Origin of the sequence: Pseudomonas sp. (genome assembly GCF_050739655.1) — a bacterium.
GTDB lineage: Bacteria > Pseudomonadota > Gammaproteobacteria > Pseudomonadales > Pseudomonadaceae > Aquipseudomonas.
Genome location: NZ_JBOIBY010000066.1, coordinates 1 through 14137 on the forward strand (window position 1 = coordinate 1; position 14137 = coordinate 14137).

General features: G+C 61.6%; 9 protein-coding genes and 1 rRNA gene. 9 read left to right on the forward strand and 1 reads right to left on the reverse strand.

Annotated elements, in window-relative coordinates; genetic code table 11:
• From rrf to qhpG, 7 genes are all read left to right on the forward strand, one after another.
• A 5S ribosomal RNA gene (gene rrf / locus ACRESJ_RS03550) occupies nucleotides 1–103 on the forward strand; the annotation flags it as partial.
• A gap of 216 nt (nucleotides 104–319) precedes the next feature.
• Nucleotides 320–2212 (forward strand): penicillin-binding protein 2, encoded by a 1893-nt coding sequence (gene mrdA, locus ACRESJ_RS03555; RefSeq protein WP_431756667.1) that lies wholly within the window; start codon nucleotides 320–322, stop codon nucleotides 2210–2212.
• Between the two features lie 185 nt (nucleotides 2213–2397).
• A complete protein-coding gene (locus ACRESJ_RS03560) occupies nucleotides 2398–3084 on the forward strand; it encodes an alpha/beta hydrolase (RefSeq protein WP_431756668.1) in 687 nt (228 codons plus the stop codon).
• Nucleotides 3085–3314: 230 nt separating this feature from the next.
• Nucleotides 3315–5219, forward strand: a complete 1905-nt coding sequence (locus ACRESJ_RS03565; protein WP_431756669.1) for a sigma-54-dependent Fis family transcriptional regulator — start codon at nucleotides 3315–3317, stop codon at nucleotides 5217–5219.
• Nucleotides 5219–6937 carry an ABC transporter ATP-binding protein gene (locus tag ACRESJ_RS03570; RefSeq protein WP_431756670.1) on the forward strand — a complete coding sequence of 573 codons (1719 nt, stop codon included), beginning with the start codon at nucleotides 5219–5221 and terminating at the stop codon, nucleotides 6935–6937. The genes ACRESJ_RS03565 and ACRESJ_RS03570 overlap by 1 nt, the downstream gene beginning before the upstream one ends.
• Complete coding sequence (qhpE, locus tag ACRESJ_RS03575; protein WP_431756671.1) at nucleotides 6927–7604, forward strand: subtilisin-like serine protease QhpE; 678 nt, start codon at nucleotides 6927–6929, stop codon at nucleotides 7602–7604. The genes ACRESJ_RS03570 and qhpE overlap by 11 nt, the downstream gene beginning before the upstream one ends.
• Complete coding sequence (qhpG, locus tag ACRESJ_RS03580; RefSeq protein WP_431756672.1) at nucleotides 7601–8896, forward strand: flavin-dependent monooxygenase QhpG; 1296 nt, start codon at nucleotides 7601–7603, stop codon at nucleotides 8894–8896. Before qhpE ends, qhpG begins: the two co-directional genes overlap by 4 nt.
• 122 nt (nucleotides 8897–9018) lie before the next feature.
• Here qhpG and ACRESJ_RS03585 read toward each other — a convergent pair whose 3' ends face one another.
• The gene (locus tag ACRESJ_RS03585) at nucleotides 9019–10509 is read right to left on the reverse strand and encodes an aldehyde dehydrogenase family protein (protein ID WP_431756673.1); all 1491 of its coding nucleotides are present in this window, start codon (nucleotides 10507–10509) and stop codon (nucleotides 9019–9021) included.
• Nucleotides 10510–11045: 536 nt separating this feature from the next.
• On the opposite strand from ACRESJ_RS03585, the gene peaA reads away from it, so the two are divergent.
• Both peaA and peaB read left to right on the forward strand, forming a co-directional pair.
• The gene (peaA, locus tag ACRESJ_RS03590) at nucleotides 11046–12626 is read left to right on the forward strand and encodes a quinohemoprotein amine dehydrogenase subunit alpha (RefSeq protein WP_431756674.1); all 1581 of its coding nucleotides are present in this window, start codon (nucleotides 11046–11048) and stop codon (nucleotides 12624–12626) included.
• Between the two features lie 82 nt (nucleotides 12627–12708).
• Nucleotides 12709–14137 (forward strand): quinohemoprotein amine dehydrogenase maturation protein (gene peaB / locus ACRESJ_RS03595; protein ID WP_431756675.1); only part of this gene is annotated, 1429 nt, incomplete at its 3' end.

Genomic DNA, 14137 nt, shown 5'->3' on the forward strand with positions numbered 1-14137 from the left:
GAGCATTGGAACCACCTGATCCCATCCCGAACTCAGCAGTGAAACGATGCATCGCCGATGGTAGTGTGGGGTTTCCCCATGTGAGAGTAGGTCATCGTCAAGATTAAATTCCGAAACCCCTATCTGCGTATGCAGGTAGGGGTTTTGTTTTTGTCCTCAGAAAAGCGCTAAGGCATGCCCACTACGCTGCTCCAGCACCGTCGTTAAAAAAATCTCACTAAAGTGACCGTGCAGTTTTGGTATGGTGCAGCTCGTTTTTTTAAGGGACTGATTTGCGGCCCACGGACTGGCATCTTCTTTTTAAAGAGTTGCTCCAGAAATGCCCCAACCGATCCCGATCAAAGACCACGAAAAAGAGACGCGCCTGGTCAACAAAAGACTGCTGGCCTGCGCCTCGTTAGTTGTCGCAATCACCTGTGCGCTGGTCATACGTATGTATGTTCTGCAGGTGGTCGAATTCGATTATCACTCCACCATTTCCGAAAACAATCGCGTCCATGTCCTGCCGATCACCCCAACCCGAGGGTTGATCTATGACCGCAATGGCGTGGTCCTGGCAGACAACCGCCCCAGCTACAACTTGACCATCACTCGTGAACGCGCCTCCAATGTCAATGAAGAGCTGGACGAGGTCGTCAGCCTGCTGCATCTGCCAGCTGAAGATCGCACGTCGTTCGACAAGGCGATGAAGCAGGCGCGGCATCCATTTGTACCCGTGACGCTGTTCTATGAGCTCAGCGAAGAACAGATCGCCGTGCTCGCAGTCAATGAGTTCCGTTTGCCGGGCATCGATGTCGAGCCGCAGTTCGTTCGGCACTATCCACTGGGCGAGCACTTCGCGCATTCGGTCGGATACGTTGGACGTATCAACGAGAAAGAGTCCAAGGTCCTGGATACGGTCGAGTACCGTGGCACTCAATCGATCGGCAAGACCGGGATCGAAAAATTCTACGAGTCGCAACTGCATGGCCATGTGGGTTACGAGGAAGTTGAAACCAATGCCCAAGGGCGCGTTTTGCGAGTGCTCAAGCACACCGACCCGGTTCCCGGTGAAAACATTGTACTGAGCCTCGACATCAAACTTCAGGAAGCCGCTGAGCAAGCGCTGGGTGATCGTCGCGGCTCGGTAGTCGCCCTTGATCCGTCGACGGGTGAAGTGTTGGCCATGGTCAGTAACCCGAGCTTCGATCCGAACCTGTTCGTCACCGGCATCAGCTCCAAGGAGTACTCGACGCTACGCGACTCCATCGACCGGCCGCTGTTCAATCGTGTGCTGCGCGGGCTCTACGCGCCAGGGTCAACCATCAAACCGGAAGTCGCGATTGCCGGACTCGACGCCGGAATCGTCACGCCGCAGACCCGGGTCTTCGATCCGGGTTACTACCAATTGCCGGACTTCGATCACAAATACCGCAACTGGAACCACAGCGGCGATGGTTGGGTGGACATGGACGCTGCGATCATGCGTTCCAATGACACCTACTTCTACGACCTGGCACATAAGCTGGGCATCGATCGTCTGCATGACTACATGGCGATGTTCGGTTTAGGAGAGAAAGTCTCCCTGGACATGTACGAAGAATCTTCCGGTCTGATGCCATCCCAAGCCTGGAAACGCGCCACACGCCGTCAGCCGTGGTTCCCGGGAGAGACTGTGATCCTTGGGATCGGCCAGGGCTATATGCAGGTCACGCCGCTGCAATTGGCCCAGGCCACGGCACTGATTGCCAACAAAGGCGTGTGGAACCGTCCGCACCTGGCCAAGACCGTTGACGGCGTCGCGCCGGTGGATGAGCACCCAATGCCAAACATATTGCTAAAGGACCCGCGTGACTGGGAACAGGTCAATCACGGCATGCAGATGGTGATGCACGATGCTCGCGGGATTGCCCGGGCCGCGGCGGCGGGCGCGCAATATCGGATTGCCGGCAAGAGCGGCACCGCGCAAGTGGTGGCGATCAAGCAGGGCGAGCGCTACAACCGCGAGAAGACCCGAGAACGCAATCGCGATAATGCCTTGTTCGTCGGCTTCGCTCCGGCCGAACACCCGAAGATTGTGATTTCGGTGATGATCGAGAACGGCGAGGCGGGCGGCCGCGTCGCAGGGCCCGTGGTGAGGGAAATCATGGACGCCTGGCTGCTCGATCAGGACGGGCATCTCAAGCCGCAATACGCCGCGCCGGCCAAGGCTCCGGGCGACCCTCACGTTTAAACCATCAAGGAATTCACAGCACAGGCATCACGGATGCAGGCAGCGTTGCAAACTGTCGAGAAAGATCATCTCGGCCGGATGCACAATGGTCGCCTTCGGTCTGCCAAATCACGGGTTCGCCACAATCGTTCCATACTTCCTGCGCCGATTACACCCTCACTTTCATCAAGAACAGGAGCAGGGACATGAGCAACAAGCCGTCGATTGTATTAGTGCACGGGTTCTGGGGCGGAGCTGCGCACTGGGGCAAGGTCATTGTTGAGCTGTCGCGAAAGGGATACACCGATATTCATGCGGTGGAAATGCCACTCACTTCCCTGGCCGACGATGCCGAACGCACACGCAAAATGATCGCCCAGCAGAATGGTCCGGTGTTATTGGTCGGGCACTCCTATGGTGGGGCAGTCATCACCGAAGCCGGCAATCAACCGAATGTCGTCGGATTGGTGTACATCGCCGCGTTCGCCCCGGACAAGGGCGAGAGCCCCGGCGGCCTCACCCAGCAGCATCTGCCCGCCGCCGCACCGAACCTTGCGCCGGACAGCGACGGCTTTCTCTGGCTCAAGGCCGACAAATTCCATGAAAGCTTCTGTCAGGATCTGCCGGCGGATGACGCACTGGTGATGGCCGTTACGCAAAAGGCACCGCTGGCCAGTACCTTTGGCGATGAAATCAGCGCACCGGCGTGGCGGAACAAACCGTCCTGGTATCAGATTTCCAGCGAGGATCGCATGATCCACCCGGATAACCAGAAACAGATGTCGTCCCGGCTCGGGGCGAAGAAGGTCATCACGCTGAACGCCAGCCATGCGTCGCTGGCCTCCCACGCGGCAGAGGTGGCCGCGTTGATCGACGAGGCCGCGAAGGCGTAGCAGCTGAAACGCAACCGATCTATCAGACTGGTTGCGTTGCCGCCGCCATGGCGGCCTGCACGCTCGATCGTGCGGCGATACGCTGCGAGCAAGCCCGCGATGAACGATAACTCGATCCACCTGCCAGAACACAAACGCCGTAAGGCACTTGCCATCGCCCTGACGTTAACGTCAAGATGTTTCAGGGCGCCGAAACATGAAGGCGCAGGGCGGACGACCCGGAGCGCTTGATGACGCTAATAAAAACAAACTCCCCCAAACTGCATCGCGAAGCCCGGCTGGCCCGGGAAAAGCTGCATCTGGAAGGCGAAGTGCCCGATGGCGTCCTGCGCGCCGAAATCGATGCCTCGTGGCGACGCAGCCTTAGCCATGGCGTGCATTTCAATGCCAAGCATGAGCTGGCGCTGGAATCGAGTGCCAGCGTCGACATACTGCTGGCGAGCAATCGCCTGCTGATCGACGCCGCGTTGCCTTCCATCGATTACCTGGCCGAGCGTCAGGGCAAGGAAGGGCTGATCATCCTCGCCAACTCCGACGCCACCATCCTCGCCGTCGAAGGGCGCGCCGATCGCCTCAAGGGCAGCGGCTTGCAAGACATCACCCTCGGCGCCTGCTGGAGCGAAGCCGCGCGCGGCACCAACGCCCTGGGCACCGCGCTGGTGGAAGCACGGCCAACCCTGATCGATTGCGGCGAACATTACCTGGATCGCCTCAGCGATTTTTCCTGCACTTCGGTCCCGATCCATTGCCCTCAGGGCGACATCCTCGGCGTGCTCGACCTGACCCGCGAAGGCCCGTTGGGTCGCGCCCACGACAGCACCGCGTTGCTGGCGATGGCGGTCAGCCAAATCGAAAGCCGGGTGTTCAACGCCAGTTACCCGGACGAAATCGTCCTGGCGTTTCACAGTCGTCGCCAATACCTCGAATCCCCTTGGCAAGGCTTGCTGGCGGTCAGCCTCGGCGGGCAGATTCTTGCGGTCAGTGCCCAGGCCTGCCAGTTGCTGCATGCCGAGCGCTCAGCGCTGGTCGGTCGGCGTTGCGAGGAGTTTCTCGGGGTCGATGGCCTGCAATTGTTGGCGCGTTTGCATCAGGGCGGCGCCGGCAGCCTGCAGACCGCCAAGGGTGAATTCTTCTACAGGACCCTGCGCGCGCCGCAACGCTCGATCAATGTCAGCAGCCCAGCGCGTAGCGTGGCGAAACCCCCTAAACCGCAACCGGATCTTGAGTCTCTGGCCGGGAGCAATACCCGTTATGCCCGAGCCCTGCGCATGGCCCGGCAAGGTCTGGCCAATGAGCTTCCGGTTTTGCTCCTGGGTGAAACCGGCACGGGTAAAGAGGTCATCGCCCGTGCCCTGCACATGGCTGGCACCCGTTGCGACAAACCTTTTGTGGCAGTCAATTGCGCGGCCATTCCCGAAGGCCTGATCGAGTCTGAACTGTTCGGTTACCGTGAAGGTGCGTTTACCGGCTCGCGCCGTGGCGGCATGGTCGGTCGCTTGCAACAGGCCCATGGCGGCACGCTGTTTCTCGATGAAATCGGCGACATGCCGCTGGCGTTGCAGGCGCGTTTGTTGCGCGTGTTGCAGGACCGCAAGGTCGCGCCGCTGGGCGCTGGCGAAGAGCAGGACATCGACGTTGCACTGATCTGCGCCACCCACCGCGACCTCAAGCGATTGGTGGAGGACAAGCACTTTCGTGAAGACCTGTTCTACCGGGTCAACGGCATCAGCGTAGTGCTCCCGGCCTTGCGCGAACGAGAAGATTTCGGCGCGCTGGTCAGTCGCCTGCTGACCAAGCTGGACGCGCCAACCGTAGAGCTGCATGACGACCTCAACCGCCTGCTCGGCAGCTATCACTGGCCGGGCAACATCCGCCAACTGGAGATGGTCCTGCGCACTGCGCTGGCCATGCGCGAACCAGGGGAAACCGTCCTGACGCTCGATCACTTGCCTGACAGCATGCTCGACGAACTCACCGCCGGTGAACGCCCACAGTCCGGCAGCATCCGGGAAAACGAACTGGAGATGATCCGCCAGTCCCTGGACAGCCATCAGGGCAACGTCTCGGCCGCCGCCGATGCCCTGGGCATCAGCCGCGCGACCCTGTATCGCAAGCTCAAACAGTTGCGTTCGTGATGCGCCGCCTGATCGTTCGGCTGATCGACAGCCACAACCCCGAAGCCCTGCATGCATCGTTGCAGTGGCTCTACAGTTTCGTGCGCCCCCATCGGCTGGCGATTGCCGGGCTGCTGGGGCTTTCGGTTTGTGCGTCGGCACTGGTGCTGGTGCAGCCGTGGCTGACCAAACTGCTGATCGACGATGGCCTGCTGGCGCGCAACTTCCCGATGTTGGTGTTGATCGCCGGGCTGATGATAGTCGCCGGTTTGCTCGGCACGGCGCTGTCGGGGATCAACCGTTATCTGCACACGCGTCTGTCCGGGCGCATGCTGTTTGCCCTGCGCGATGACCTCTATCGACACTTGCAGACCCTTTCGCCGAGCTTCTACGGCCAGCGGCGCATCGGCGATTTGATGTCGCGCCTGGATGGCGATGTGGCGGAAATCCAGCGCTTTGCCGTGGACTCGCTGTTCTCGGCGGTGTCCAGCGTGATCGGTCTGGTGGTGGCAATCGCCATGCTGCTGACGCTGTCCTGGAAACTCTCGCTGCTGGCGCTGGTGTTGATTCCCCTCGACGTGATCTGGCTGCGCTGGATGCGACGCAAGGTTGAGCGTGATGTGCGGCAGTTGCGCGAGCGCTCGGCGGACATGTCGTCGTTCATGGTCGAGACGCTGCCGGTGATGAAGTTCATCCAGTCCGCTGGTCAGCAACAGCGCGAAGCCCGGCGCCTGGAAAGCCTGGGCCAGGGCTACATGAGCCAGTTGTTGCGCCTGCAAGTCACCGAGTTTTTCACCCAGGCCGTGCCCGGCACATTGACCTCGCTGTCCCGGGCCTGTGCGTTTCTGATCGGCGGTTATTGGGTGGTGCAGGGCACCTGGCAACTGGGCGCGTTGATCGCGTTTTCCACCTATCTGGGCATGGCCGTCGGGCCGGTTCAAAGTTTGCTCGGGCTCTATGTGGCAATTCAGCGCATGACCGTCAGCCTCGGCCGGGTGATGGAGTTGCGCGGTGAGGAGCCGACCGTGCTCACGCCCGCGACACCCAAGCCGATGCCGGAATCTGGCGAGCTGCGTTTCGACGATGTGCACTTCAGCCATCCCGGTCGACAGACGACATTGCGCGGTATCGAAGCGCGTATTCCCTACGGTTTGAAAGTCGCCCTCAGCGGTGGCTCCGGCGTGGGTAAATCGACCCTGATCGACCTGCTGCAACGCCACCATGATCCGCAGTCAGGGCGGGTGCTGTTGGGCGAAGTGGACGTGCGCGAACTGGACCTGTTCCAGTTGCGTCGGCGCATCGCCGTGGTCAGCCAGGACATCGTGCTGTTCCGTGGCAGCCTGGCCGATAACCTGGCCTATGCGGTGCCGGATGCCAGTCGCGAAGCGATTGCCGAAGTGGCGCGTCTGGCGCAGCTCGACAGCCTGATCGCGTCTTTGCCCGAAGGCCTCGACAGCCCATTGGGCGAGCGCGGCCAGCAGTTGTCCGGAGGGCAAAAACAGCGCATCGCCATTGCCCGCGCACTGCTGCAAGACCCACTGATTTTGGTCCTCGACGAAGCCACTTCGGCGGTGGATGAAGCCACCGAGCGCGAAGTCATCGAGGCCATCGACCGCCTGTTCGCCGGGCGCACGCGGATCCTGATCAGCCATCGTCCTTCGACCCTGGCCGATGCCGATCTGCGTTTTGAGTTGCTCGACGGTGTGCTGATTTCGAAGACGGTGCTGCATGAAGCCTGAGTTGCGCATTGGCGTGGTGGACAGCGGGCACTCGGCGGCGCAGCGGGTGCAGGTGATCGCCGGGCGGCGCTTTTCGCTGGTGGAGGACGGGCTCGCCGAAAGCGATTTGCGCGACGATCCGCTGGGCCATGGCAGCGCGGTCATCGAAGCCATCGGCCGACGTGCACCATCGGCATTGTTTTGCGTGGCCCAGGTATTCGACCAGCGTGGCGTTACCAGTGCGTTGCAGATCGCCACGGCGATTGACTGGTTGGTGGCGCAGGACGTGCGCCTGATCAATTTGAGCCTCGGTTTACGGCAGGACCGCAGCCTGTTGCGTGAGGCCTGCGCGGCAGCGGTGACGCGCGGTGTGCTGCTCTGCGCGTCCAGCCCGGCGCAAGGCGAAGGCGTGTATCCGGCGAATTATCCACAGGTGCTGCGTGTCACTGGCGACGCACGCTGCGCCGAACTTGAATGGTCATGGCTCAACAGCGCCCAGGCGGATTTCGCCGCGTGTGTGCATGGCACTTATCCGGGGCAGTCCGGCGCCAGTCTCGGTTGCGCGGCATTGAGCGGGCACATCGCGGCGTTTCTGGTGGAGCAGCCCGAGGCGAGCAATCAACAGGTCATCGACTATCTACGGGACAACGCCCGCCATCGTGGCCCTGAACGGCGATCCGGGCCATGACCAGGATTGTGATTCTTGGCGCGGGACCGGCGGGTGCGGCGGTGGCGTTGGGGCTGCGGCGACTGGGTTATGCCGTCACGCTGATCAGCGAGTGGCGCCGCTTTGCCGCGCTGGAAGGGGTTTCCCAGCGGGTGCTGGAAGCGCTGCGCGGGGCAGGGCTGCATCACGGGCTGGCGCAGGCGATATTGCCGTCGCAGCGACAGGTCAACTGGAATGGCCAGCAGCACGCGCAGAACATCGAGTTTCTGCTGGATCGGCCGACCTTTGATCGCGGCCTGCGGGAAGATTTGTGGGTGGCCGGGGTTGAGCTGATCGAAGGCCGGGTGCTGTCGGTCCACAGTTGCGCAGCAGACCATCGAGTCGAAATCGACGGACGTGAGCCGTTGATTGCGGACTTTCTAGTGGAAGCCCGCGGCCGCCAGACTCCGGCTCTCGGTAAAGGCATGCGCGGGCCGGAGACGGTCAGCCTGCTCAATCGCTGGCAAGGCGCGCTGGGTACCACAGCCAGCGCCGTGGAAAGTCTCGCTGACGGTTGGGCATGGATGGCGCGGCGGGCCGACGGTCAGTGCTACTGGCAATGGACGGTGGATGTGGCCAGCGCCGAACTGCCAGGCAAGGCGCAGTTGCTCGACTACTGTCGGCAGCGGCGTCAGGCATCGGCGCTGGCTCAAGCCTTTTTTGGCGGCGAGCCAGAGATCGACCTGCAACTGCACGCCCGCAGCAGCACCGCGATCCTGAGCCTGCAGGTGTGTGGCGAGAACTGGATTCGGGTTGGGGATGCGGCGATGGCGGTGGACCCGCTGTCGGGCAATGGCATCTTTCAATCGTTGTCCTCGGCGTTGCAGGCGCCAACGGTGATCAACACCTTGCTGCGCAAACCCGAGCGCGCCGAGTTGGCCCAGCGATTTCATCAACAGCGGGTGGAGCAGTTGTTCTTGCGGTTCGCGCGCATTGGTCGGGATTTTTATGCCGATGAGCAGCGCTGGCGGGAATTGCCGTTCTGGCTGGCTCGGCGGCAGTGGCCAGACTCTGAGGTTGCTCATGCCGAGGCGGACTTCGATGCGCTACGCATCGAGCGGGCGCCGGTGCTGCGCGATGGGTTTGTCGATGAGGCCGAGGTGGTGATCACGGCGGATCAGCCGTTGGGGATCTGGCATGTGCAAGGGGTGGAGCTGGCGCCGTTGGTGCGGCGGTTGCGCACAGAGCCGGCTGAGCAGGCGTTGGCGGGGTTGACGGTGGAGCAGGGGCGGATGGTCAGGGGGTGGTTGTTGGCCCAAGGTTTTAAGCCGTGAATCTTGTGTTGATAGGGCTGGCCTCATCGCTAGCAGGCTAGCTCCCACATGGGATCTGTGAACGACACAATTCCACTGTGGGAGCTAGCCTGCTAGCGATGGCGGCCTAAAGGGCGCCGCGATTACAACTTGATCAACACCGACTTCAACTCGGTGTAATGCTCAATCGCCGCATACCCCATCTCGCGCCCAACCCCCGACATCTTGTAGCCACCAAACGGCAACGCCGGGTCCAGGGCGCTGTGGCAGTTGACCCACACCGAACCGGACTTGATCCGCGGAATCATCCGGTGCACCGCCGCCAGATCATTCGACCAGATGCTCGCACCCAGACCGTAAGGGCTGTCATTGGCCATACGCAGCGCATCGGCTTCGTCATCGAACGGAATCGCCACCAGCACTGGCCCGAAGATTTCTTCCTGCACCAGCGAGTGCTTCTGATCGACATCGACAATCACCGTCGGCTTGACGAAAAAGCCCGGCCCGAACTGTTCGCCACCACAGGCGATGGTCGCGCCACTTTCCCGACCCTTCTCGATGTAGCCATAAACCCGCTCTTGCTGCCGCGCAGAGATCAGCGGCCCCATCTCGACGCTTGGGTCCAGGCCGTTGCCGAGTTTCATGGCGTTGGCGATGCCAGCGATGTCCGCCACCACATTGTCGAAATGCTTGCGCTGCACATACAGGCGCGAACCTGCGCAGCAGACTTGGCCCTGGTTGAAGAAAATCGCGCTGGCGGCACCGGCTGCGGCGCTCGGCAGGTCGGCATCGGCCATGACGATGGTGGGCGATTTGCCGCCCAGCTCCAATGTCACACGGGTCATGGAATCCATGGCGATCTTGCCGATCTGCTTGCCCACGGCGGTGGAGCCGGTGAAGGTCAGCTTGTCCACCAACGGGTTGTGGGTCAGGGCGGAGCCAGCGGTGATACCGGTGCCGGTGACCACGTTGAACACGCCTTCGGGGTAACCGGCTTCCAGCACCAGTTCGGCGAGTTTCAGCGCGGTCAGCGGGGTTTCGTCGGCGGGCTTGAGCACCACGGTGCAGCCGGTGGCCAGGGCCGGGCCGAGTTTCCAGCAGGCCAGCAACAGTGGGAAGTTCCAGGCGACGATGGCGCCAACCACACCCACCGCTTCGCGGCGGATGAAGCTGTGGAACTGATCGTTGGGCATCAGCGGCGCGGACACATCGACCGTGGAACCTTCGATCTTGGTCGCCCAACCGGCCATGTAGCGCAGGAAGTCGATGGCAAGCTGCACGTCCATCACCTGGGCAACCATCGCGCTCTTGCCGTTGTTCAGGCATTCCAGTTGCGCCAGCTGCTCGGCGTCGCGCTGCATCAGGTCGGCGAGTTTCCACAGCAGGTTCTGCCGCTCCCGTGGGCGGGTGCGGGTCCAGGCCGAGTCATCAAAAGCCTGACGTGCGGCAAGCACCGCGCGGTCGACATCCTCCGGCGTGGCCCGTGGCACCACGCACAGCACTTCACCGGTGGCCGGGTTGTGCAGGGGCATGGTCTGGCCATCGGCGGCCTCGACCCAGTCGCCGCCAATGAGCATGCGCGGGGCGCGCTGGATAAACGCCGAAGTGGCGGGAAGCAGGTTGGGGAGCGACATGTTGAAACCTCGTCTTGTTCGTGTGGCGAGGTCTTTCGCAATGGGTGTGCCAGTTGTGGGTTTCGCCGTTGAAAGCCCGAGCGGACAGGCTTGGCGAGTATTTTCGGGATCAGCAAGACGTTGGCAACCGTCGCAAATTGCGACGACATGAGACTCCGCGCACACCGGGCATGACTACTGTGGGAGCGAGCCTGCTCGCGATGAACGAGAGAACACAGTGGTGTGTCAGGTAGCCATCGTTATCGTTGACGACCATCGCGAGCAGGCTCGCTCCCACAGAAGGGCGGTCTATGCTTGTCTCAGGTTGCAACACGTGTCGCGAAATTAAACGTGCAACGCCGACGATATCCCCGTTAAAACCCGACCCACACTCTACAAATCATTGATTAATCGACACATTCACAAGCTGGCACGCTCCGTGTATTGCTCATCGCAGACGTTTCTCTTGCCTCCGTCAGCGGCCCGCCGCCGACGGCAGAAACCCAAAAAACGATAAGCCACAAAAATAAGAAAGCACCGTGCGAGGTTCGACGTTGATGAAGAGAAAACTCCGTTCAGGCCTGAGTGCCAGTCTGCTGGCCATGGCCGCTTGTGTGGCGCTGCATTCGCCTTACAGCCTGGCAGCCCGCGACGCCCAGACCATCCTCAAGGAAACTTGTCAGGGCTGTCACACCCCCGAAGCCGATAACGCCCTCAGTCGTATCAGCCACCAGCGCAAGACGCCGGAAGGCTGGCTGATGAGCATCGCCCGCATGCAGACCATGCACGGTTTGCAGATCAGCGATGAAGACCGTCGGACGCTGGTCAAATACCTGGCCGACACCCAAGGCCTGGCGCCGAGCGAAACCGATGGCGTGCGTTATGCCATGGAGCGTCGGCTCAACACGGTCGAGCAGTTCGACGACCAGACCAGTCAGATGTGTGGCCGTTGCCACTCCGGTGCGCGGGTGGCCTTGCAACGCCGTCCGGCCCAGGAGTGGGAGCGTCTGGTGAACTTCCACCTCGGCCAATGGCCGTCGCTGGAGTATCAGGCCCTGGCCCGTGACCGTGATTGGTTCGATATCGCCCGCAAAGAGATGGTGCCGCTGTTGGCCAAGCGTTATCCGCTGGACAACCCGGCCTGGAAGAAATGGCAGAGCGTGGCGCCCAAGTCGGATGCGCTGGTGGGTGACTGGAGCTTCAGCGGTCACGTGCCGGGCAAGGGCGAACTGGCGGGTGTAATGAGCGTCAGCGCCGACGGCAGCGATACCTTCAAGGTTAGCGTCAAAGGCCAATACGCCGACGGCACGCCGTTCAATGGCGACGGCAGCGCGATTCTCTACACCGGCTATGAATGGCGCGGCAACGTGACCATCGACGGCGTGACCATGCGCCAGGTATTCGCCGCCCAGGGCAATGCCATGCAGGGTCGGATGTTCGAGGCCGAGCATGACGAGCGCGGCCTGGATTTCGTTGCCGCCAAGCAGGGTTCCCAGCGTTTACTGGCGGTGCAACCGGGCTATGTGAAGGCCGGCAGCGAAACCGAAGTGACCCTGATCGGCAGCGGCTTGACCGGCAAGCCGAACTTCGGCAAAGGCGTGGAGGTGGTGGAAATCGTCTCCCAGAGTCCGGAGCAGATCAAAGTCAAACTCAAGGCCGCCGCCAACGCACAGCCGGGCCTGCGCGCGGTCACCGTCGGCACCGTGAAAGGCCCGAGCCTGTCGGTCTACAGCAAGATCGCCTCGGTCAAAGTGGTACCGGAATTCTCGGTGGCGCGGATCGGTGAAGGCGGTGGTTCGACGCCGAAAGTCCAGGGCCGTTTCGACGCCGAAGCCTGGGGCAAGGGCGCCGATGGCAAGCCGTATCGCATCGGTGTATTCCCGGCGCAGTGGAAGGTCGAGGCCTTCGACGACCGCGCCAAGGAAGACGAAGACGTCAAGTACGCCGGCACCATGCAGGCTGACGCGGGCGTGTTCACCCCGGGCGATGCCGGGCCGAACCCGGCGCGCAAAATGTCCACCAACAATGCCGGCAACCTCAAGGTGATCGCCGCCGTCGACGACGCGGGGAAATCCCTGACCGGCGAAGGCCACATGATCGTGACCGTGCAACGCTGGAACAATCCACCCATTCCTTAAGCTGGCTGATCGATTGCGGTTTCAGACACTTTTCGGAATGACCGCAAGCCCCGTGTAGAGGGGCTTGCACAGGAGGTTTGCCATGGGCGCTATCTTGAATCTGGTCGAACGTAACCTGCACGAAGTGCACGTTGATGCCGACCGCATGCTGTTCCACATCCCCAGCAGTTCGCTGTTCGCCAGCGATGAACTGACGGGCACCATCATCGACACCTTGCGTGGCCCCGGCTGTTCCTCGGACGACCTGATCCAGCGCCTGGCCGCGCGTTTCAGTGGTGAGGAAATCACCGAGACGGTGCGTGAGCTGATGGCCCTGGAACTGGTCAGCGACGGCTCGCCGCTGACCCCCGACATCGCCACCAAGCGGGTCGAGCGTACCGCCATCAATACGGTGGTGCTCAACGTCAACACCGGCTGCAACCTGAGCTGCACCTACTGCTACAAGGAAGACCTCGACAAGCCGTCAGCGGGCAAGAAGATGGATGTCGAAACGGCGATTGCCTCGGTGGAGATGCTGCTCAAGGAATCCCCGGATGAAGAGCGTTTCACCGTGGTGTTCTTCGGCGGCGAACCGCTGAGCAATCGCAAGCTGATCGAGTACATGGTCGATTACTGCGAGAAGCGTTTTGCCGAGGCTGGCAAGTTCGTCGAGTTCGTCATGACCACCAACGCCACGCTGCTCACCGAAGAAACCGTGGACTATCTCAACGCCCACCGCTTCGGTTTGTCAGTGAGTATCGACGGGCCGAAGACCGTGCACGACCGCAATCGCATCACCGTGGGCGGGCAGGGCACCTACGACGTGGTGCGGCGCAAGGCCGAGATGCTGCTGTCGCGCTACAACAGCCGCCCGGTGGGCGCTCGGGTGACCTTGACCACCGGCGTCACCGATGTCGAAACCATCTGGGATCACCTGTTCAACGAACTGGGGTTTGCCGAAGTCGGCTTTGCCCCGGTGACCTCCGGCGACATCAGCAGCTTCAACCTCACCAGCGAAGAATTGGTACAGGTGTTCGCCAACATGAAGGCCCTCGGTCGGCGCTACCTGGAAGCCGCGCTGGAGCACCGCAACATTGGTTTCTCCAACCTGCACCAACTGATCACCGACATCCACGAAGGCCACAAGAAAGCCCTGCCATGCGGCGCGGGCCTGAAGATGCTGGCGGTGGATCACAAGGGTGAACTGAACCTGTGCCACCGTTTCACCGGCTCTTCGATGCCGACCTTCGGCAACGTCCACAGTGGCGTGAAACAGATGGAGTTGAACGACTTCCTGTCCCAGCGGCTGGACCGCACCAACACCGGTTGCAACGACTGCAATATCCGCAACCTGTGTTCCGGTGGCTGCTATCACGAGAGCTACGCCCGGTACGGCGACCCGACTCACCCGACCTATCACTACTGCGAACTGATGCGTGACTGGGTCGACTTCGGCATCGAGGTCTACACCCGGATCATGGCCAATAACCCTGCGTTCATCAGCAGCTACATCACTCCGCGCAAGGCTCACT